Source organism: Bosea sp. (in: a-proteobacteria) (assembly GCF_023953965.1).
Classification (GTDB): Bacteria; Pseudomonadota; Alphaproteobacteria; order Rhizobiales; family Beijerinckiaceae; genus Allobosea.
Genome location: NZ_JAMLIX010000001.1, coordinates 2003290 through 2025322, shown reverse-complemented (window position 1 = coordinate 2025322; position 22033 = coordinate 2003290). Strand labels below are relative to the sequence as shown.

Here is a 22033-nt window from a genome sequence, read left to right as displayed (position 1 = left end):
TCCGGTGATGCCTCAAGCCTCCGCCAGACGGCCATCGCGCAAATGGAACATGTGATCGAAGCGGTCGAAGATCTTCTCGTCATGCGTGACGGCGATGATGGCGGCGTCGCGCTCGACCGCGAGCTTGCGCAAGAGGTCCATGACGATGGCGGCGCGCTTGGAATCGAGCGCGGCGGTCGGCTCGTCGGCCAGGATGATGCGGGGGCTGTTGGCGAGCGCACGGGCGATGGCGACGCGCTGCGCCTCGCCGCCCGAAAGCTTGGCCGGCAAGGCGCGCCGGCGGTGACCGACCTCCAGATCGTCCAGCAATCGCCCCGCCCGCTCGCGCGCGCTTACCATGTCGACGCGCGCCAGTTGCAGGACGAGCGCGACATTGTCCGTCGCGTCGAGAAAGGGCAGCAGGTTGTGGAACTGGAAGATGAATCCGATCTTGTCGAGCCTGAGCCGCCTGAGATCGCCGCGCTGCCACCGGCCGTCATGCAGCACGCGCTCGCCGTCGAGCTCCATCGACCCCGCCGACGGATCGAGGATGCAGCCGATGACGTTGAGCAGCGTGGTCTTGCCGGAACCGGAAGGCCCGAGCAGGGCCACGACCTGCCGGGGAAAGACCTCGAGCGTAACCTCCCGCAACGCGTCCACGCGCGTCTCGCCCTCGCCGAAATGCTTGGAGATTCCCTCAAGCCGCACCAGCGGCCTGTCGGATGCCGGTCCCGTCATCTCAGCCCCCGAGCGCCGTCGCCGGATCGACCCTGAGCGCCGCGCGAACGCCGAGCCCGCTCGACAACAGGCAGATCGCGAACACGGTCAGGCCGAGAGCGGCCATATTGTCCGGTTCCAGGATCACGCGGCGCGGGAAATGGTCCTTGATGGCGAGGATGAGCGCGGCGCCGATCGCAAAGCCGATCAGCCCGAGCCCCAGCGCCTGCTGCACGATCATGCCGATGATGGTGCGGTCGGGCGCCCCGATCAGCTTCAGGGTCGCGATCTGCTTCAGCTTCTCCATCGTCATGGTGTAGATGATGAGCGCGATGATGACGGCCGAGACGGCCAGCAGAAGCGAGGTGAACAGCCCGATCTGCCGCCGCGCGCGGTCGACGAGCGAGCGCGACAGGATGACTTCCTGCTCCTCCTGCGTGATCGCAGCCAGATGCTTCCAGCGCCCGATCGCCGCGGCGCTCGCGGCGGGGGAGGCGTTCGGATGCAGCCGGGCGACGACGGCGTTGACGGTGTCGCGGCTCGCGCTGCCCGTGCCGCGGGCGAGCTGCACCCGCGCGGCTGGCGGCGCGAGCTCGAACTGGAGCTTCTGGGCGTCGGCCAGCGCGATGTAGACAGCCGGATCGCCGCCGGAATTGACCTGGTGCCGGGTCAGCCCCACCACGGTGAAGCTGTTGCGGCCGAGCCGGACCCGTTCGCCGAGCGTCAGCCCGGACGAGCGGTCGGCGACCATCTCGTGGTGGCTGCGCGCGATCGCGCGCCCCTCCACGATCTCCGGCGGGCCGCCGGGGCGCGCCGGCTCATGGCCGATGACGTAGAGCCTGAGCTTGCCGCCCCGATGCTCGGCCTCGACGGTCTGGTAGGTGATGCTGCCGGCGGCGGCGACATCGGCGATGCGTGCCACCGCCTCGCGGACGTCGCCCGGGATCCGCGAGGCCTCGGCGAAAGGACCGCGCGTATTGGCCTCCACGATCCACAGATCGACGGCCGGCGCCCGGGCGATCGTCAGGGCATCGGCGACGAGACCACGATAGATGCCGATCATCGCCAGGACGACGCCGAGCAGGAGGCCAAGCCCGACGCCCGTCAGCAGGAAGCGGCCGAGATTGTGGCGTATATCGCGCCAGGCGAGGTTCATGATGCCCCCGCCCCGGCGGCGCGCGCCGCCCGGCCTTCGCGCAGCGCGTCATCCAGCCGGGTTACGACACGCGCGTTCGCCGGCAGACCGTCGACGACCTCGAGGCGCGCATCCTCGGTGCGGTGACGGAAGCGGACGAGGCGGCGCTGCAGCCGGCCGTCCTCGAGCGTCCAGACCGTGCCCTGCCGGCCGTCATAGCCATGGACCGCGGCCGCGGGCACGAGCAGGGCCCGGTCGAGCTTCGCCACCGTGATCCAGAACTCCACCTGCTCGCCGAGATAGACCCGCGCCGGCGGGTTGTCGCCCCTGAGCCAGACGCGCCGCTCCTCGGTGACGCGGTCGCTTTCGAGCCCGATGCGGACCACGCGCCCGGTGAAGGTCTCGAGCGGCCGGGAGCGCAGGCGCGCCTCGACCGGCTGGCCCTCCTCGATGAAGCCGGCGCGCGCCTCGTCGACATAGGCGAGGCCCCAATAGCTGCCGGCCGCGATCAGGGTGAAGATCGGGTCGCCGGCCTTGACGACGCTGCCCGGCTCCTTGTGGCGCTCGATGACGACGGCGTCGAAGGGCGCGGCGAGCGTGCGGTGCCGCAGCATGGTTTCTTCATATTGAAGCTGGGCGCGGGCATCGGTCTGCTGCGCCCTGGCGCTTTCCACCTCGCTCTCCGCCACCGCGACATCCGCCTTGGCCACGGCCTCGTCGCGGGCAGCCTCCTCCGCCCCCTGCTGGGAGACGATGTCGCGACCCGCCAGCGCCTGCTTGCGCCGGTTGGCCTCCTGCCTCTGGACGAAGACCGCGCGCGCCTTCTCCAGATTGGCGCCGCTCCTGGCGATGTTGACCTCGGCGATCAGCAGCGCGGCGCGGGCCTTGGCGACCTTTGCGTCCTGCTCGCCGGTGGCGAGGCGGGCGAGCACCTGCCCCTTGGCGACGCTGTCGCCGTGATCGGCGTGAAGCTCGGCCAGCGTGGCGCCGATCTCGAAGCCGATCTTCGAGACGACACGGGCTTCGGTCGTGCCCAGGCCGAAGACCCGGACCGGAACGTCCCGTTCGATCGCGGCGACCTCGACATCGACCGGGCGACGGGACCAGAGCAGGATCGCGCCGGCCGCGACGGCGACGAGGCCCGCCGCCGCCAACATGGACCGGGCCGACAGCCCGGGCAGGATCCTATGAAGGTTCATCTCGCGCATCCGGCCGAGCGGTTCTGGTGATCCCGGCTCGTCAAATCCTCCACGATCATGCTCTCCCGTCGTTGATGTCGATCACATAGCAGGGCCGGAGGCGGCGCAATGGCCTTTCGTCACAGCGGCGCCGTTGGATGTGATCTGGCAGAATCTGCGCGAAACCCCGATCTGTTTGATGAGCATCAATGCGGTTGCGCTGCTTCCGTCTCTCGATGAGATAATAACGGCAGTATGATCGCATGGAGGTCGGCATGAGCGACATCACTCAATCTTCGGGCAGCAAGGTTCACGGCGCGGCCTATCGCGACATCGCGGTCCATCTCGACGGCTCGCCGGAGGACGAGGTCCGCCTCGCCCATGCCGAAGCGCTCGCGGAGCGATACGGGGCGCGGATCACCGGGATCTTCACCAATCCCCTGCCCGATCCCGCGCTTTTCGTCGGCGATTTCGGCATCGCCGCGATCGGCCAGCTCGTCGATTCCGCGACCGGGGAGGGAGACGCCGCCGAGAAGCGGCTGCGGCAACGGCTGGAGCGCCTTGGCCCCGCCCACGAGCTGCGCCGTCTGGACGCCTTCCCCGGCGCCCTCGAACGGGCCGTCGCCAGCGAAGCCCGCTGGAACGACCTCTTCATCGCGACCTGCCCGCATGATGACGACGAAACCCGCTGGAGCGCCCTGATCGAGAGCGTCATCTTCGACGGCGGCAGGGGGCTCTACCTCGTGCCGCCCAAGGCCGCGCCGCGCTCATCCGTCCGGACCGTGCTGATCGGCTGGACCGATACGCGCCAGAGCGCCCGCGCCGTGGCCGAGGCCCTGCCCCTGCTCACCCGGGCGACGCAGGTCCATATCGTCACGGTCAGGGAGGAAGCCCACGGCCGGATGGGAGGCGCCGAGGTCCTCGCCGACATCAGCGCCCATCTCGCCCGGCACGGCGTCACGGCGACGGCGAGCGTCCTCGACACGCAGACATCCGCGACCGACGCCCTCATCGACGAGGCGGACAGGATCTCGGCGGATCTCATGGTGCTGGGGGCCTTCGGCCATTCGCGCTTCCGGGAATGGGTGCTGGGCGGCGTCACCTCGGATCTCCTGCGCAGTTCTTCCCTGCCGCTGTTCGTCGCGCATTAGGGTCTTCCCGCGCCGGCCGCTGTCGGGGATTGCCCGGGGCAATCCCTAGGTCGCGGTTGACGAAAGCGGATCTGCGGGTCGAAGAAGCCTGTTGAACGAAACAGACGGGCAGGCGGCGGTGAGCCGCCCCCGTTGGGAGGAACGGAATGCTTGAAGGATTCGCCCGCTGGCGCAGCGCTTGCGCCGCCATGATCATCGGCCTTGCCGGCGCCGCCGCGCCGGCGCTCGCCCAGGCGCCGTCGCTGAAGCCGCTCGATCCGCCGCAGACGGTGCGCGTCGCCTATGTGCCGATCATGAAGTTCGCCACGGCCTATGTCGCGGAGGCACGCGGGCTGTTCAAGAAATACGGGCTCGACGTCAAGCTCGAGAGCGTCAAATCCGGCACCGAGGCGATCGCCTTCCTCGACAAGGGCTCGGTCGATGTCGGCGGCATCGCCATCGTGGCCTCGCTCTGGTCGGCCTGGAATCGCGGCCTCGACATCAGGGTGATCGCGCCGGGCGGCCTCGATCCGATGACCAACGGACCGACCAAGCTGATCGTCCGCAACGACCTGATGGAGTCCGGCGCGATCAAGTCGGTCGCCGATCTCAAGGGCAAGCGCATCGCGGCCGCCGGCGGCCCGGGCAGCGGCGGCGAGTATTTCGTCACCAAGGCGCTGGAGAGCGCCGGGCTCACCCTGCGCGACGTGCAACTCCTCAATATCGGCAATGGCGACATGCCGGCGGCGATGGAGGCGAAGTCGGTCGACGCCGTGCTGACCTCCTCGCCCTATTCCGACCAGATCCTCAAGGCCGGCAACGGCAAGCTCCTGGCGCAGGATTTCACGCCGGGGCTGATGACGGTCGTCTTCGTCGGCTCGGGCAAGTTCCTGAAGGAGCGCCCCGAGGTGGCCGAGCGCTTCGTGCTGGCGATGGCGGAAGCCGCGCGGCTGATGCAGGGCGCCGATTTCCTCGCCCAGGCCAACATCGACGGCTATCTGAAATATACCGCCTCGACGGCCGAGGCGATCAGGAACAGCGGCGCGGTGCCGTTCGATCCGAACATGTCGATCCCGACCGCGGGCCTTGCCGATATCGAGCGCGTGCACCGCGAGAACGGCCGCACCGAATACGACAAGCCGCTCGACATGGCGAAGGTCGTCGACGAGCGCTTCGTCGCCAAGGCGATCGAGGTGCTGGGCAAGACCGCCCCGGCCAAGTGAGGCCGCCGGGGCGTCAGAGCATCGGACAAGAGCTTGGATGGCCACCTTGCATCCGGTGGGACGCAAGGTGATCCAAGCCTTTGAACCGATCGATGCAGCACCAACCAGTCTCGAGAGGCGGCCGATGAGCGCCACCATGCCGGCCGCCGCCGCGCCGAAGATCGGCGCGCGCCATGTCAGCAAGCTTTATCCCACCGCCGACGGCACCATGGTCGCGCTGGAGGATTTCTCGCTCGACGTGGCCGATGGCGAGTTCGTCTGCATCGTCGGCCCCTCCGGCTGCGGCAAGTCGACCTTCCTGCGCATGGTCGCGGGGCTGGAATCGATCTCGCAGGGCACGATCGATATCCGCCCCGGCCGGGAGCCCGGCCGCCCGCTCAACAGCGTCGTCTTCCAGGAATATGCGATCTTCCCCTGGAAGACGCTGATCGAGAACGTCGCCTTCGGCCCGCAGATGCGCGGCGTCGGCCGCAAGGAGCGGCTCGACACCGCACGCTACTGGCTCGACCGCGTGGGCCTTGGCAAGTTCGCCGATTATTATCCGCACCAGATCTCGGGCGGCATGAAGCAGCGCGTCAGCATCGTCCGCGCGCTCGCCAACGATCCCGAAGTGCTGCTGATGGACGAGCCGCTCGGCGCGCTCGACGCCCAGACGCGCGTGGTCATCCAGGAGGAGCTGCTGCGGATCTGGGAGGAGACCCGCAAGACCGTGCTCTACATCACCCACAGCCTCGACGAGGCGGTGCTGCTCGGCGACCGCGTCATCCTGATGAGCGCCCAGCCCGGCCGGCACCTCGCCACCTTCAGGATCGAGCTGCCGCGGCCGCGCTCGATCGCGATGACGAATTCGCCGCGCTTCGCCGAATATCGCGCCGCGATCTGGGACAAGCTCTCGGCCGAGGTGACGCGCGCCATGGAGGCAAGGCCATGACGGCACCAGCGAGCACCGGCGACCGGCGCGCCATCCTGCTGCTGGCCGCCGCCATCCTCGCCCTCAACGCCGTGCCGGCCGCGGCGGGCTTCTGGAGCGCGCTCGCCTGGCCGGCGATCGGGGGAAGCTTCGTCCTCATGGTGCTGATCTGCGAGCGCATCGGCCGATTGGTGCCGGTGAAGGGCCGGGGCCTCTACGAGCGCACGCTGGCGCTGGGCTTCCCGTTCCTCGTCCTCGTGCTCTGGGAAGCCGCCGCCGGCAGCGGCTTCATCAACCCGACCTGGTTCCCGCCGCCGAGCCGCATCGGCGCCGCGCTCTGGGACCTGAGCACGCGCTACGACCGTTTCTCGGGCACGACCCTGCTCGGGCGGCCCTGGCTGATGCCGGAAGCCTTCGGCCGCGAGGGCTGGGCCGGCGTCTGGACGCTCCTGTCGGAGAGCCATGTGCTCGCGACGGTGGGGCGCGTCCTGATCGGCTTCGTGCTCGGCGCCATCCCCGGCGTGCTGCTCGGCGTGGTCATGGGCCTGAACCAGACCGTCAGGCTGATGCTCGATACCACGCTGTCGGCGGTCTATGTCCTGCCGAAGATCGCGATCTTCCCGATCGTGATGCTGATGTTCGCCGATCCCTTCGGCGAGGCGCCGAAGATCCTCGTCGTCGGCCTGTCCGTCTTCATCCTGATGGCGATCAACACGATGGCCGGCGTGCGCGGCATCGACAACGTCTACCTGATGGCCGGGAAGAACTACGGCGCCACCGGCTGGTCGATGCTGCGCCACGTCATCCTGCCCGGCGCCCTGCCGGTGATCTTCGCCGGGCTTCGCATCGCGCTCGGCACGGCGATGATCGTGATCATCTCGGTCGAGTTCGTGCGCGCCAAGCAGGGCGTCGGCTACATGACCTTCTACTATTGGGAGGTGCTGAACCCCGAGAAGATGTATGCCGGCCTCGTCGTCGTCATGATCCTCGGCGTGTTGCTGACCTATGCGCTGCAATGGCTCCAGCGCCGGCTGATGCCCTGGCGGAAGTAAGCCTTCGCTTCTGCGGGCGGCTCGGGCTCGGTCAGCATCCGCCGGCCAGGCAGGGCCATCAATGCTTCGAGACGTGCTCCGCCTTGCCCTTGCGTTTGGTCGAGGCCATTTTTTCGAGCTCGGCCTCGCTCATCGATTTCTCCATCGATTTCGAGGCGCCCTTGAGCTCGCTCTTCTTCATGTCGCCGCGCTTGGCCGCGAGGGCGGCTCCGGCGGCCTTCTGCTGTGCAGCGGATTTCGCGGGCATGGCTTCCTCCTTCATCGGGGCGAACGGGCCGCGTCCTCGCAGGCCCGCATATGCGCAACCAACGGGGATTGCCGTGACCTGTTCCGAAAAAGCCGGGGATGGCGACGCGCTGCCGCATCATTGAACCGAAGCGGCCTCTCCGCGTTGTCGAAGCGCGGGGTTCTCAGCCCGTTTCGGGCGCTTCAAGGGAAGAGATGATGCGGATTGCTCAGGTGGCTCCGTTGGCGGAGGCCGTGCCGCCGCGGCTCTATGGCGGAACGGAAAGAGTGGTGTCGTGGCTCACCGAGGAGCTCGTGCGCCAGGGGCAGGACGTCACCCTGTTCGCCAGCGGCGATTCCCGCAGCAGCGCCCGGCTGGTCCGGGCCGTGCCGGAGGGCTTGCGCCTCGCCGGCATCCGCGACCACACCCCGAGCACGCTCACGATGCTGGAGGAGGTCAGGCGACGCGCGGATGAATTCGACATCATCCATTTCCATATCGACCTGCTGCAGTTTCCCCTGTTCAGGGAGCTGTTCCCCAAATGCGTCACCACCCTGCACGGGCGGCTCGACCTGCCGGATTTCCATCCGCTCTACCGGGCCTTCCCCGAGATGCCTCTGGTCTCGATTTCCGACGATCAGCGCCGGCCCATGCCGCCGGTGAACTGGGTCTCCACCATCCATCACGGCCTGCCGGAACAGCTTCACCGGTTCCGCCGCGGGCGCGGCGGCTATCTCGCCTTCCTCGGCCGCATCTCGCCGGAGAAGCGGCCCGACCGGGCGATCGAGATCGCCAGGCGAAGCCGCATGCCGCTGAAGATCGCCGCGAAGGTCGACGCCGTCGACCGGGGTTATTTCGAAGATACGATCCGGCCCCTGCTCGACCATCCGCTGGTCGAGTTCATCGGCGAGATCGACGACGGCAGGAAGGGCGACTTCCTGGGCGCAGCCGCCGCCCTGCTGTTTCCGATCGACTGGCCGGAGCCTTTCGGCCTCGTCATGATCGAGGCCATGGCGACCGGGACGCCGGTGATCGCCTGGGCGGCAGGCTCCGTTCCGGAGGTGATCGATCAGGGCGTCTCGGGCATCGTCGTCTCCTCGATCGAGGAGGCGGTCGAGGCGGCGGCCGAAATCCATCGCCTCGAGCGTGGCGCCGTGCGCGAATGCTTCGACATGCGCTTCACGGCGTCGCGCATGGCGGCCGACTATATCGAGACCTTCGAGAATCTGCGCTGCGGCCGCCAACCGGTTCGCAAGCCGGCATTGTCGAACGCCTTCAAGGGCGATCCACGTGGCATGGACGCTCCGGCCGGGTTGCCGCAGCCGTCATGACGAGGGGCAGGTGCCATGTCCGAAAGCATCAGCAGGACTACGCCTCCGGCGCCCGCGCCCGACAGCCGCAACCTCTGGTCCGAATACGAGATCGAAGCCACGACCTCGCTGACCGAGCACGCCCTGCGCAACCTGAAGCATGGCGATGCCTTCGCGGTGCTCGACGCGCATGGCGATATCGGGACACGCAGCGAGACCGCCGAAGGGCTGTTCTTCCGCGACACGCGCTTCCTCTCCCATCTCGAGCTGCGCGTGGAAGGCAAGCGCCCCCTGCTGCTGAGCTCGGCGGTGCACGAGGACAAGGCGGTGCTCTCGGTCGAGCTGACGAACCCCGATCTCAGGATCGGGGGCGACAAGCTGGCGCGCGACACGCTTTTCCTGCAGCGCACCAAATTCCTCTGGCAGGCGATCTGCTACGAGCGCATCAGCGTCAGGAACTACGGCGCGAAGCGTTTGCGCCTGCATCTCGACCTGCTCCTCGCAGCCGATTTCCATGATATGTTTGAGGTTCGCGGCACCCGGCGCCTCAGGCGTGGCACCGGCTCCGCCCGGGTCGTGGCGCCGAACCGGGTCGTGTTCCGCTATGTCGGCCTCGATCGTATCGAGCGACGCACGCTCGTCGCGATGAACCCGCCGCCGGTGGCGATCGACCGCCACCGCATGACGGCCGAGATCGATCTCGGTCCCTGCGAGCAGCGCTCCCTGTTCCTGACCGTCTCCTGCCTCGACGCCGGTGTCGGCGCGGCGCCGCCCATGGACTTTCTCGCCGCCTATCGCGACACGCGCCGCGCGCGCCGGGCAGCAACGTCGCGCATCGCGGCGGTGAAGAGCTCGAACACGCTCTTCGACGCGACGCTCGGCCGGGCGATATCCGACGTCTATACGCTGGTGACGCGCAGCGAGCTCGGCCCCTACCCTTACGCCGGCATCCCCTGGTTCAACACGGTCTTCGGCCGCGACGGCATCATCACCGCGATGCTGATGCTGTGGATCGATCCCGATATCGCGCGCGGCGTGCTGCGGACGCTCGCGGCCACGCAGGCGCAAGCGACCGACCCCGAGGCCGACGCGCAGCCGGGCAAGATTCTGCACGAGATGCGCCATGGCGAGATGGCGAGGCTCCACGAGGTGCCCTTCGGCCGCTACTACGGCACGATCGACGCGACCCCGCTCTTCGTCATGCTGGCCGGCCTCTATCTCAGGCGCACCGGCGATGTCGCGACCATTCGCGCGATCTGGCCCAATATCCGTGCCGCGCTCGGCTGGATGGACGCCTATGGCGATCGCGACGGCGACGGCTTCATCGAATATGCGCGCGCCCGCGAGAGCGGGCTCGCCAACCAGGGCTGGAAGGATTCGCACGACGCGGTCTTCCATGCCGACGGCTCCGACCCGGTCGGCCCGATCGCGCTCTGCGAGGTCCAGGCCTATGCCTATGCGGCGAAGCTGGAGGCGGCCGCGATGGCGCGCGGGCTCGGCGATCAGGCGCTGGCCTCGGCGCTGGACGAGGCGGCGGAACGCCTGCGCATCGCCTTCGAGCGGGCCTTCTGGTGCGCGGATCTGGGAACCTATGCGCTGGCGCTCGACGGCGAGAAACGCCCCTGCCGCGTGCCCTCCTCGAACGCCGGCCACGCGCTCTTCGCCGGCATCGCCTCCCCGGAGCGCGCGCGCAGCGTCGCGACGAACCTCCTGACGCCCGAGGCGTTCAGCGGCTGGGGCATCCGCACGCTGCCTGCGGGCCAGCCCCGCTACAACCCGATGTCCTATCACAACGGCTCGGTCTGGCCGCACGACAACGCCCTCATCGCCATCGGGCTCACCCGCTACGGGCTGAAGACGGAGGCGAGCCGTGTGTTCTCCGCCATTTTCGAGACGGGCCGGCATCAGGACATGTACCGCCTGCCGGAGCTGTTCTGCGGCTTCAACCGACGCCCGCACCGGGCCCCGGTGCCCTATCCGGTCGCCTGCGCGCCGCAGGCCTGGTCCGCGGCCTCGATCCTCGGCCTGCTCGGGGCCTGCCTCGGCCTCGATCTCGACCACGGGCAGGACGAGATCCGGTTCCACGAACCGGTCATGCCCGATTTCCTCGACGAGCTCGTGATCCGGAATCTGCGGCTCGGCGCCTCGGTCGCCGATATCCGGTTCCATCGCTATGGCCGGGACGTCACCGCCAATGTCCTCTCCCGCAGCGGCAGCGCGCGCATCATCCTGTCAAAATGAGCGGGATCAACCGGGCTCGCCGCAACCCGCTCCGGAAAAGCCGGTGGCCTGCATCACCGTCAGCGCATCCCCGGCGATGACGGCTTCCTCGTCGGTCGGTATCACGAAAGCCGCGACCCGCGCGCCGGGGCGGCTGATCCGGAAGGCGTTGGCGGCGTTCGCCTCGACGTCGAGTTCGAGGCCGAGCCATTTCAGCCGTTCCGCCACCGCGGCGCGGATCGGCGGCTGGTGCTCGCCGATGCCGGCGGTGAAGACGACCGCGTCGAGCCCGCCCAGCGTCGCCGAAAGCCTGGCGACCTCGCCTGCGATGCGCAGGCAGAACAGGTCGAGCGCCTCGCGGGCCTCGGGCGCGTCGCTGTCGAGAAGCTCGCGGCTGTCCGCGCTGATGCCGGACACGCCGATGAGACCGCTGCGGCGATAGAGCAGATCCTCCAGCCGGGACGCATCATAGCCGCCACGCGCCAGAAGATGCAGCAGGACACCGGGATCGAGCGCCCCGCAGCGCGTTGCCATCGGAATGCCGTCGAGCGCCGAAAAGCCCATCGAGGTATCGCGGCTCGCGCCGCCCGCCAGCCCGCAGAGGCTCGCGCCGCTGCCCAGATGCGCGACGACGATGCGGCCTTTCGCCAGCGCCGGCTCGCGGCGCGTGAGTTCGCCGGCGATGAAGCGGTAGGACAGGCCATGGAAGCCGTAGCGCTTGATGCCCTCGTCGTGCATCGCGCGGGGGAGGGCGAAGCGGCGCACGAGATCGGCTTGGGTCCGGTGGAAGGCCGTGTCGAAGGACGCCGTCTGCGGCAGCTCCGGGCGCAGGCGGCGAATGGCGCGCACGAGGCCGAGCCCCTGCGGCTGATGCAGCGGCGCCAGCGGCACCAGCGCCTCGAGCGCCGCAAGCACCGCATCGTCGACCCGCACGGGGCCGCTAAAGCCGTCGCCGCCATGCACGATGCGATGCCCCATCGCGACGACGTGGCTCAGGTCGAAATGCCAGGAGAGCCGCCGGAAAGCCTCGCCCAGGACGCTGTCGAGCGTGGCGTCGGGCCGCGCTTCCAGGGCGATGTCGAAAACATCCGGCCCTTCGGTGAGGCGGAAGCGCAAAGGCGGCTCCCGGAAATCGATCACGCCCTTGCCGATCCGCTTCGGCCCGGCTTCCGACAGGGAAAACAGCCCGATCTTCACCGTCGAGGAGCCGGCATTGAAGGTGACGAGAAGCCTCTCGCTCATGCCGGCACCGTCAGAGGCTGGCGATCGGCGGCGACGAGCTTCGCCAGCGCCGCCGAGGCGATGCGCGTCTTCAGGGAATCGGCCCGGCTCGTCAGGACGATCGGCACGCGCGCGCCGAGCACGAGACCGGCCGCATCGGCATTGGCGAAATAGATCAGCTGCTTGGCCAGCATGTTGCCCGCCTCCAGATCCGGCACGAGCAGGATGTCGGCCTGGCCCGCGACCGGCGAGACGATCTCCTTGGTCCGCGCGGCTTCGGGGCTGATCGCATTGTCGAAGGCGAGCGGGCCGTCGACCCTCGCCCCGGTGATCTGGCCGCGTGCCGCCATCACGGTCAGCGCCGCCGCGTCGAGCGTCGAGGGCATCCGGTCGCTGACGGTCTCGACCGCGGCCAGCACCGCCACCAGCGGCTCCGCCAGGCCGAGCACATGCAGCATGTCGATCGCGTTCTGGCAGATGTCGCGCTTGTGCATCAGCGTCGGCTGGATATTGACCGCCGCGTCCGTCACGATCAGCGGCTTGGGATAGGCCGGCAGGCTCATCGCATAGACATGGCTGATGCGCCGTTCCGTCTTCAGGCCCGAGCCCGGCGCGACGACGGCCCCCAACAGCTCGTCGGTATGCAGGCTGCCCTTGATCAGCGTGCCGACCCGGCCGGCCACCGCGAGCTCGACGGCACGCGCCGCGGCGGCATGGCTGTGCGGGGCGGTTTCGATCGGGATCCCGTCGAGCGCGACGCCGGCCTTCTCCGCGGCGGCGCGGATCTTCGCTTCCGGGCCGACGAGGATCGGTTGCAGCAGGCCCTCGTCGCGAACCTCGATCGCCGCGCGGATCGCGTCCGGCGAGCAGGGGTGCACGATCGCCGCGCTCAGGGGCGGCAGCGCGCAGGCCCGCGCGACGATGTCGCGATAGCGATCGGAATGCCTGGGCGCGGCCTCGGCGAGCCGCAGGCGCGGCCAGGTCAGGCGCCGTTCGGGCGCCGTCACCGTCGCCATGCCCGACAGCACGGTCTCGCCGCGCTGGTTAGTGCAGGCCGTATCCAGCACGACGGTTCGCTTGGACGCCTCCTTACTGCGGACGGTGACGGTGGCGGTCACGGCATCGCCCGGCACGACCGGCTTCAGGAAGCGCAAATCCTGCCCGCGATAGATCGTGCCGGGGCCGGGCAGCTTCGTGCCGAGCACGGCCGCAACCAGCGCCGCGATCCACATCCCATGCGCGACGACGGGCCCGCCCGGGTCCCCCATCGCGAAGGTCGCATCGAGATGGGCGGGGTTGGCGTCGCCGGAGACCGCGGCGAACAGCGCGACATCGTCACCCCGGACGATGCGGGAGAGTGATGCGCTTTCGCCGACGGCGATCTCGTCGAAGGTCCGATTCGTGAGAAGTTCCTGATCCACGACTTGCCTTTCAGCGCATGGGTTTCCGGGTGGTCCGCTCTGCGCGGCGAAGATAGGCGATCGGGCCGTTGCGTCCAGACCGGCCGCCATTCTCCCGCCGGCGCCTACGCAAAGTCCCTTAGGTGCGAATACGGTTTGGGCACAGGCGGCCAAAATTGTTGATCTGCCTCAACTCCCGCCACGGCCGTTTCGGGCTTGGTTCGCACTCGACAGCATTTCCGCTGCCTGAGGCGGGCACCCATGGAACGTCAATCAGCCATATCCCCGAGCCAACAGGGACAGGCGCTCTGGTTCTCGACCGTCGCCTTCACCGCCTGCTTCGCGGTCTGGACGATCTTCTCGATCATCGGCGTCAGAATCAAACAGGAACTGGGCCTGAGCGAAACCCAGTTCGGCCTGCTCGTCGGGACGCCGATCCTGACCGGCTCGCTGATCCGGGTCGTGCTCGGCATCTGGACCGACTATTACGGCGGGCGCCGGATCTTCTCGCTGGTCATGCTCGCGGGCGCCGCCGCGACCTTCCTGCTCTCCTACGCGCAGACCTACCCGCAGATGTTGATCGCCGCGCTCGGCGTCGGCATCGCCGGCGGCTCCTTCGCCGTCGGCGTCGCCTATGTCTCGCGCTGGTATCCGGCCGGCAAGCAGGGCACGGCGCTCGGCATCTTCGGGGCGGGCAATGTCGGGGCGGCGGTGACCAAGTTCGTCGCGCCCTTCGTGCTGATCGCCTATGGCTGGCAGATGGTCGCCCAGGTCTGGGCGGTGGGGCTTGCCGTGATGGCGGTGCTGTTCTGGTTCGGAACGGCCGAGGATCCGGTGATCGTCGAGCGGCGGCGCACCGGCGAGCAGCCGAAAAGCGCCTGGCTCGAGCTCGAGCCGCTCAAGAACGTGCAGGTCTGGCGCTTCTCGCTGTATTACTTCTTCGTCTTCGGCGCCTTCGTCGCGCTGTCGCTGTGGCTGCCGCAATACCTAATCGGCGTCTACGGCCTCGACATCAAGGCGGCCGGCATGATCGCCGCCTTCTATTCGGTGCCGGCCTCGCTGTTTCGCGCCTATGGCGGCCATCTCTCCGACAAATACGGCGCCCGGCGCGTCATGTACTGGACCTTCCTGGTCTCGATCGGCTGCACCTTCCTGTTGAGCTACCCGCCGACCGAATACGTCGTCAGGGGCATCAACGGGCCGATCGCCTTCCGCACCGAGGTCAGCCTGCCGGTCTTCATCGGCCTCGTCTTCGTGCTCGGCTTCTTCATGAGCCTCGGCAAAGCGGCCGTCTTCAAGCACATTCCGGTCTATTATCCGCAGAATGTCGGCGCCGTCGGCGGCCTCGTCGGCATGATCGGCGGGCTCGGCGGCTTCATCCTGCCGATCGCCTTCGGCGTGCTCAACGACCTTACCGGGATCTGGACGAGCTGCTTCATGCTGCTCTTCCTCGTCGTCTCCGTCTCGCTGTTGTGGATGCATATGGCGATCCGCACCATGGAGACCGGGGTCGCCGGCCGCGAACTCGCCAGGCTGCCGCAGCTGCCCGAGATGCAGCCGATGCACACGCCGGAGATCGCGGATGCGCTCGCCGGGCGCACGCTGGAAGACTGGCGCCCGGAGGACCCGCAGTTCTGGGAGCGCCACGGGCGCGCCGTCGCCCGCCGCAACCTCTATCTCTCGATCCCCAGCCTCCTGCTCTCCTTCGCGGTCTGGATGGTGTGGTCGGTGGTGGTGGCCAAGCTGCCGGCGGTGGGCTTCACCTTCACGACGGACCAGCTCTTCTGGCTGGCGGCGCTGCCCGGCCTGTCGGGGGCGACGCTCAGGGTTTTCTACGCCTTCATGCCGCCGATCTTCGGCGGGCGGCTGTGGACCACGGTCGCGACCTGGTCGCTGATGCTGCCGGCTGTCGGCATCGGCTATGCGGTGCGCGATCCGAGCACGCCCTATGTCGTCTTCCTCGGGCTTGCGCTGCTGTGCGGCTTCGGCGGCGGCAACTTCGCCTCCTCCATGGCCAACATCTCCTTCTTCTTCCCCCGCGCGGAGAAGGGCAATGCGCTCGCGCTCAATGCCGGGCTCGGCAATCTGGGCGTCAGCGTGGTCCAGTTCGTGATCCCGCTCGTCATCACCGCAGGCGTCTTCGGCACCATCGGCGGTGATCCGCAGGTCGCGACCGAAGCGGGCAGGACGAGCCAGATCTGGCTGCAGAACGCAGGCTTCATCTGGGTGCCCTTCATCGCGGTCTCCGCCTTCGGCTCCTGGTTCGGGATGAACGACATCGCCGCGATGAAGGCCTCGTTCGCCGAGCAGGCGGTGATCTTCCGGCGCGGGCACAACTGGATCATGTGCTGGCTCTATACCGGCACCTTCGGCTCCTTCATCGGCTATTCGGCGGCGTTCCCGCTGGTCGCCAAGACGCAGTTCCCCGAGGTCAACGCCCTGCAGCTCGCCTTCCTCGGCCCGCTGGTGGGCGCGCTCTCGCGCTCCTTCACCGGCTGGATCGCCGATCGCTACGGCGGCGGGCGGGTGACGCTCTGGGTCTTCGTCCTGATGATGGCCGGCGTCTGCGGCGTCCTCTTCGGCCTGGCGCAGCACTCCTTCCCGGTGTTCTTCGCAAGCTTCCTCGCGCTGTTCTTCGCCAGCGGCGTCGGCAACGCCTCCACCTTCCAGATGATCCCGGCGATCATGCGCAAGGAGGTCCGCAGGCTCGAGCCGGAGCTGGCCGGACCCGAGCAGCTGAGGCAGGCGGAGAAGGAATCGGCTGCGATCATCGGCTTCACCTCGGCGATCGCGGCGTATGGCGCCTTCTTCATCCCGAAGGCCTATGGTTCGTCGCTGGCGCTCACCGGCGGCATCGAGGCGGCGCTCTACGGCTTCCTCGCCTTCTACGTCACCTGCGTGGTGATCACCTGGGCGGTCTACACCCGCCGCGGCGGGCTGCTCTGGGACGTCGAGCGCGGCGGTGGCGGCGGCGGCGGGCCCGGCACCATCGCGGCCCAGCCGGCCGCCTGACTCCGCGGAAGCCGAAAGGACTTGAGATGAGCCACTTTCTCGACCGACTGACCTTCTTCAACCGGGTGGTCGACGATTTCGCGGACGGTCACGGCATCACCACCAACGAGGACCGGCGCTGGGAAGACGGCTATCGCAAGCGCTGGCAGCACGACAAGATCGTGCGCTCGACCCATGGCGTGAACTGCACCGGCTCCTGCTCGTGGAAGGTCTATGTCAAGGGCGGCATCGTCACCTGGGAGACGCAGCAGACCGACTATCCGCGCACGCGGCCCGAACTGCCCAACCACGAGCCGCGCGGCTGCGCCCGCGGCGCCTCCTATTCCTGGTATCTCTACTCGGCCAACCGGGTGAAGTATCCGCTGATCCGCTCGCGGCTGCTCAAGCTCTGGCGCGAGGCGCGTCTGCTGATGACGCCGGTCGCGGCCTGGGCCTCGATCGTCGAGAACCCGCAGAAGCGCGCGAGCTACACCACGCGGCGCGGCCATGGCGGACTCGTCAGGGTTGGCTGGGACGAGGTCAACGAGATCATCGGCGCGGCCAACGCCTATACGGTGAAGACCTACGGCCCCGACCGCGTCTTCGGCTTCTCGCCGATCCCGGCGATGTCGATGGTCTCCTACGCCGCCGGTGCGCGCTATCTCTCGCTGCTCGGCGGCGTCTGCATGTCGTTCTACGACTGGTATTGCGACCTGCCGCCGGCCTCCCCCCAGACCTGGGGCGAGCAGACGGACGTGCCGGAATCGGCCGACTGGTACAATTCCGGCTTCCTCATCCTGTGGGGCTCGAACGTGCCGCAGACGCGCACGCCCGACGCCCATTTCTACACCGAGGCGCGCTATCGCGGCGCCAAGAGCGTCGTGATCTGCCCCGATTATTCGGAAGCCTCGAAATTCGCCGATCTCTGGGTCTCGGTGAAGCAGGGCACGGATGCGGCGCTCGGCATGGCGATGGGCCATGTCATCCTGCGCGAGTTCCATGTCGACCGGCAGGTGCCCTACTTCACCGATTACGCCAAGCGCTACACCGACATGCCGATGCTGGTGAGGCTCGTGAAGCAGGACGGCAGGCTGGTGCCCGAGCGCTTCCTGCGCGCGAGCGACCTCGACGGGGCTCTGGCTGAGACCAACAACCCCGAATGGAAGACCCTCGCCTTCGATTCCGAGACGGGCGAGCTCGTGGCGCCGCTCGGTTCCGTCGGCTTCCGCTGGGGCGAGAAGGGCAAGTGGAACCTCGAGGCCAAGCGCTCGGACGGCACTGCCGTGGACCTGCGCCTCTCGCTCGACGAGGTCGCGGACGGCTTCGAGAACGTCGCCTTCCCTTATTTCGGCAATATCGAGCACGATCACTTCACCGGCACGGATCACGCCAGCGTGCTGGAGCGCCGCATTCCGGTGAAGCGGCTCGAGCTCGCCGAGGGCGAGGCGCTGGTCGCCACCGTCTACGACCTCTTCCTCGCCAATTACGGCGTCGACCGCTTCGGCGGCGACAACGTCGCGAAGTCCTATGACGAGGATGTGCCCTATACCCCGGCCTGGGCCGAGAAGATCACCGGCGTGCCGCGCGACCAGATCGTCACGGTCGCGCGCGAGTTCGCCCGCAATGCCGAGAAGACCAATGGCCGCTCCATGATCATCATCGGCGCGGCGATGAACCATTGGTATCACATGGACATGAACTATCGCGGCGCCATCAACATGCTGGTGATGTGCGGCTGCGTCGGCCAGTCCGGGGGCGGCTGGTCGCATTATGTCGGCCAGGAGAAGCTTCGGCCGCAATCGGGCTGGGCGCCGCTCGCCTTCGCGCTCGACTGGGGCCGGCCGAGCCGGCAGCAGAACTCGACCTCCTGCTTCTACGCCCATACCGACCAGTGGCGCTACGAGACGCTGGACGTCAGCGAGATCCTCTCCCCGACCGCGCCGGCTGGCCCCTGGGACGGGGCGATCATCGACTACAACATCCGCGCCGAGCGGATGGGCTGGCTGCCCTCCGCGCCGCAGATCGAGGAGAACCCGCTCGGGCTCGCCGCCAAGGCCAAGGCCGCGGGGCTCGAGCCGAAGGACTATGTCGCGCAGGGGTTGAAGTCGGGCGAGCTGCGCATGGCTTGCGAGGACCCGGACAATCCGAGGAACTGGCCGCGCAATCTGTTCGTCTGGCGCTCCAACCTGCTCGGCTCCTCCGGCAAGGGGCACGAATACTTCCTCAAGCACCTGCTCGGGACGAGCCACGGCGTGCTCGGCAAGGATCTCGGCGAGCAGGGGCGCCAGAAGGCCCGCGAGGTCGTCTGGCGCGAGGAGGCGCCGGAAGGCAAGCTCGACCTCCTGGTCACGCTCGACTTCCGCATGTCGACCACCTGCGTCTATTCCGACATCGTGCTGCCGACCGCGACCTGGTACGAGAAGGACGACCTCAACACCTCCGACATGCACCCCTTCATCCACCCGCTGACGGCGGCGGTGGACCCGGTCTGGGAATCGCGCTCGGACTGGGAGATCTACAAGGGCATCGCCGCCGGCTTCTCGAAGGTGGCCTCCGAGGTGCTGGGTGTCGAGCAGGACGTGGTGCTGACGCCGATCATGCACGACACCCCCGCCGAGATCGCCCAGCCCTTCGACGTCAAGGACTGGAAGACGGGCGAGGTCGAGCCGATCCCCGGCAAGACGATGCCATCGGTCACCGTGGTCGAGCGCGACTATCCCAATCTCCACAAGCGCTTCACCTCGCTCGGGCCGCTGATGGCCAAGGTCGGCAACGGCGGCAAGGGCATGGCCTGGAACACCGAGCACGAGGTCGACCTGCTGAAGGAGCTCAACGGGGTCGTCGCCGAGGAGGGGCCGACCAAGGGGCTCGCGCGGATCGACACGGCGATCGACGCCTGCGAGGTCCTGCTGATGCTGGCGCCGGAGACCAACGGCGAGGTCGCGGTCAAGGCCTGGGAAAGCCTGGGCAAGGCGACCGGGCGCGAGCATGAGCACCTCGCCCTGCCGAAGGAGGACGAGAAGATCCGCTTCCGCGACGTGGTCGCGCAGCCGCGCAAGATCATCTCCTCGCCGATCTGGTCGGGGCTGGAATCGGAGAAGGTCTGCTACAATGCCTGCTACACCAACGTTCACGAGCTGATCCCGTGGCGCACGCTGACCGGGCGCCAGCAGCTCTACCAGGACCATCTCTGGATGCGCGCCTTCGGCGAGGGCTTCTGCGTCTATCGCCCGCCGGTCGACACCAAGACGATCAAGCCGGTCGAAGGCAAGCTCGCCAACGGCAACCCGGAGATCGTGCTGAACTTCATCACGCCGCACCAGAAATGGGGCATCCACTCCACCTATTCCGACAACCTGCTGATGCTGACGCTGAACCGCGGCGGACCGGTGGTCTGGATCTCGGAGCGGGACGCCAAGAAGGCCGGCATCGCCGACAACGACTGGATCGACGTGTTCAACGTCAACGGCGCGATCACGGCCCGGGCGGTCGTCTCCCAGCGCGTCAAGGACGGCATGTGCATGATGTATCATGCGCAGGAGAAGATCGTGAACACGCCCGGCTCCGGCATCACCGGCCAGCGCGGCGGCATCCACAACTCGGTCACCCGCGCCGTGCTGAAGCCGACCCATATGATCGGCGGCTACGCCCAGCTCTCCTACGGCTTCAACTACTACGGAACCGTCGGCTCGAACCGCGACGAGTTCGTCGTCGTCCGCAAGATGAGCACGGTCGACTGGCTGGAAGGTCCCTTCGACGAGGCCAACCACCGGCGCGGCCCCAAGCTCAACGCCGCCGAGTAGGAGGATACCGACATGAAAGTCCGCGCTCAGATCGCGATGGTCCTGAACCTCGACAAGTGCATCGGCTGCCACACCTGCTCGGTGACGTGCAAGAACGTCTGGACCAACCGCGAAGGCATGGAATACGCCTGGTTCAACAATGTCGAGACCAAGCCCGGCATCGGCTATCCCAAGCAATGGGAAAACCAGGACAAGTGGAACGGCGGCTGGAAGCGCCGCAAGGACGGCAGGATCGAGCCGCGGATCGGCTCTAAATGGCGGGTGCTGGCGAAGATCTTCGCCAATCCCGACCTGCCCGAGATCGACGACTATTACGAGCCGTTCGACTTCGATTACGGGCACCTGCAGAAGGCGCCCGAGCTCCAGGCCTTCCCCACCGCCCGCCCACGCTCGAAGATCACCGGCGAGCGCATGGAGAAGATCGAGTGGGGCCCGAACTGGGAGGAGATCCTCGGCGGCGAATTCTCCAAGCGCAAGCAGGACGTGAACTTCGCCGGCGTCCAGGAGGAGATCTACGGCCAGTTCGAGAACACCTTCATGATGTATCTGCCGCGGCTGTGCGAGCACTGCCTCAACCCGGCCTGCGTCTCGGCCTGCCCCTCGGGCGCGATCTACAAGCGCGAGGAGGACGGCGTCGTCCTGATCGACCAGGACAAGTGCCGCGGCTGGCGCATGTGCGTCTCGGCCTGCCCCTACAAGAAGATTTATTACAACTGGTCTTCGGGTAAGTCGGAGAAGTGCACGCTCTGCTATCCGCGCCTCGAGGCCGGCATGCCGACGGTGTGCTCCGAGACCTGCGTCGGCCGGATCCGCTATCTCGGCGTGATCCTCTACGACGCCGACCGGATCGAGACGGCGGCCTCCACCGAAAACGAGCAGGACCTCTACGAGGAGCAGCTCGGCCTCTTCCTCGACCCGCACGATCCGGCGGTGATCGCGGCGGCAAGGCAGGAGGGCGTGCCGGAAGCCTGGCTCGAAGCGGCAAGGCGCTCCCCCGTCTACAAGATGGCGATCGAGTGGAAGATCGCATTCCCGCTCCATCCCGAATACCGCACGCTGCCGATGGTCTGGTACGTGCCGCCGCTCTCGCCGATCACCTCGGCCGCCTCGGCCGGCAAGATCGGGATCGACGGCGAGATGCCCGACGTCAGGAGCCTGCGTATCCCGTTGAAGTACCTGGCGAACCTGCTCACCGCCGGCAAGGAAGAGCCGGTCGTCGACGGGCTGGAGCGGATGCTGGCGATGCGCGCCTATATGCGGGCGAAGACCATCGACGGCGTGATCGACGAGGGGCTGGCGAGGATGGTCGGCCTCACCGGTGCGCAGGTCGAGGAGATGTACAAGGTGATGGCGATCGCCAACTACGAGGACCGCTTCGTCATTCCGACCAACCATCGCGAGATGGGCATCGAGGACGCCTACGACCTGCGCGGCTCCTGCGGCTTCTCCTTCGGCAATGGCTGCGCCGGCGGCTCGAGCGGCACCAGCCTGTTCGGCTCGCCGAAGCCCGCCAAGACGCCGATGGAAGTGGCCTGACG

General features: G+C 67.9%; 15 protein-coding genes. 9 read left to right on the top strand and 6 right to left on the bottom strand.

Annotated features, from left to right (window positions below; translation table 11 throughout):
* Positions 1-12 precede the first annotated feature (12 nt).
* The 3 genes from M9917_RS09340 to M9917_RS09330 are packed head-to-tail and all read right to left on the bottom strand — an operon-like array spanning position 13 to position 3030.
* Entirely contained in the window at positions 13-717 is a 705-nt protein-coding gene (locus M9917_RS09340) for an ABC transporter ATP-binding protein (protein WP_297253002.1), read from the bottom strand.
* Between the two features lies 1 nt (position 718).
* Positions 719-1852 carry an ABC transporter permease gene (locus M9917_RS09335; RefSeq protein ID WP_297253000.1) on the bottom strand — a complete coding sequence of 378 codons (1134 nt, stop codon included), beginning with the start codon at positions 1850-1852 and terminating at the stop codon, positions 719-721.
* Entirely contained in the window at positions 1849-3030 is a 1182-nt protein-coding gene (locus M9917_RS09330) for an efflux RND transporter periplasmic adaptor subunit (RefSeq protein ID WP_297252998.1), read from the bottom strand. Before M9917_RS09330 ends, M9917_RS09335 begins: the two co-directional genes overlap by 4 nt.
* A 254-nt stretch (positions 3031-3284) precedes the next feature.
* Between M9917_RS09330 and M9917_RS09325 the strand changes: the two genes are divergently transcribed.
* From M9917_RS09325 to M9917_RS09310, 4 genes are all read left to right on the top strand, one after another.
* Positions 3285-4160, top strand: a complete 876-nt coding sequence (locus M9917_RS09325; protein WP_297252996.1) for a universal stress protein — start codon at positions 3285-3287, stop codon at positions 4158-4160.
* Between the two features lie 146 nt (positions 4161-4306).
* On the top strand, positions 4307-5362 hold the full coding sequence (locus M9917_RS09320) for an ABC transporter substrate-binding protein (protein ID WP_297252994.1): 1056 nt from the start codon (positions 4307-4309) through the stop codon (positions 5360-5362).
* A 124-nt stretch (positions 5363-5486) separates the two neighbouring features.
* Positions 5487-6293, top strand: coding sequence for an ABC transporter ATP-binding protein (locus tag M9917_RS09315; protein WP_297252991.1), 807 nt, complete (start codon positions 5487-5489; stop codon positions 6291-6293).
* Entirely contained in the window at positions 6290-7324 is a 1035-nt protein-coding gene (locus M9917_RS09310; RefSeq protein WP_297252989.1) for an ABC transporter permease, read from the top strand. The genes M9917_RS09315 and M9917_RS09310 overlap by 4 nt, the downstream gene beginning before the upstream one ends.
* A 58-nt stretch (positions 7325-7382) precedes the next feature.
* Here the strand turns inward: M9917_RS09310 and M9917_RS09305 are convergent, their stop codons facing one another.
* Positions 7383-7571 (bottom strand): DUF3008 family protein, encoded by a 189-nt coding sequence (locus tag M9917_RS09305; protein ID WP_297252986.1) that lies wholly within the window; start codon positions 7569-7571, stop codon positions 7383-7385.
* A 197-nt stretch (positions 7572-7768) separates the two neighbouring features.
* On the opposite strand from M9917_RS09305, the gene M9917_RS09300 reads away from it, so the two are divergent.
* Positions 7769-8881, top strand: coding sequence for a glycosyltransferase family 4 protein (locus tag M9917_RS09300; RefSeq protein ID WP_297252984.1), 1113 nt, complete (start codon positions 7769-7771; stop codon positions 8879-8881).
* A gap of 15 nt (positions 8882-8896) precedes the next feature.
* A complete protein-coding gene (locus M9917_RS09295) occupies positions 8897-11101 on the top strand; it encodes an amylo-alpha-1,6-glucosidase (RefSeq protein WP_297252982.1) in 2205 nt (734 codons plus the stop codon).
* 6 nt (positions 11102-11107) lie between these two features.
* Here M9917_RS09295 and M9917_RS09290 read toward each other — a convergent pair whose 3' ends face one another.
* The gene (locus M9917_RS09290; protein ID WP_297252980.1) at positions 11108-12322 is read right to left on the bottom strand and encodes an acetate/propionate family kinase; all 1215 of its coding nucleotides are present in this window, start codon (positions 12320-12322) and stop codon (positions 11108-11110) included.
* Positions 12319-13722, bottom strand: coding sequence for a bifunctional enoyl-CoA hydratase/phosphate acetyltransferase (locus M9917_RS09285; protein WP_297252978.1), 1404 nt, complete (start codon positions 13720-13722; stop codon positions 12319-12321). Before M9917_RS09285 ends, M9917_RS09290 begins: the two co-directional genes overlap by 4 nt.
* Positions 13723-13962: 240 nt before the next feature.
* Between M9917_RS09285 and M9917_RS09280 the strand changes: the two genes are divergently transcribed.
* Genes M9917_RS09280 through narH form a run of 3 tightly spaced genes read left to right on the top strand, consistent with a single transcriptional unit; the run spans position 13963 to position 22031 of the window.
* Positions 13963-16713, top strand: coding sequence for a nitrate/nitrite transporter (locus M9917_RS09280; protein ID WP_297252976.1), 2751 nt, complete (start codon positions 13963-13965; stop codon positions 16711-16713).
* Between the two features lie 26 nt (positions 16714-16739).
* A complete protein-coding gene (locus M9917_RS09275; protein WP_297252974.1) occupies positions 16740-20495 on the top strand; it encodes a nitrate reductase subunit alpha in 3756 nt (1251 codons plus the stop codon).
* A 12-nt stretch (positions 20496-20507) separates the two neighbouring features.
* The gene (gene narH, locus M9917_RS09270) at positions 20508-22031 is read left to right on the top strand and encodes a nitrate reductase subunit beta (RefSeq protein ID WP_297252972.1); all 1524 of its coding nucleotides are present in this window, start codon (positions 20508-20510) and stop codon (positions 22029-22031) included.
* The last annotated feature ends 2 nt before the right edge of the window (positions 22032-22033 follow it).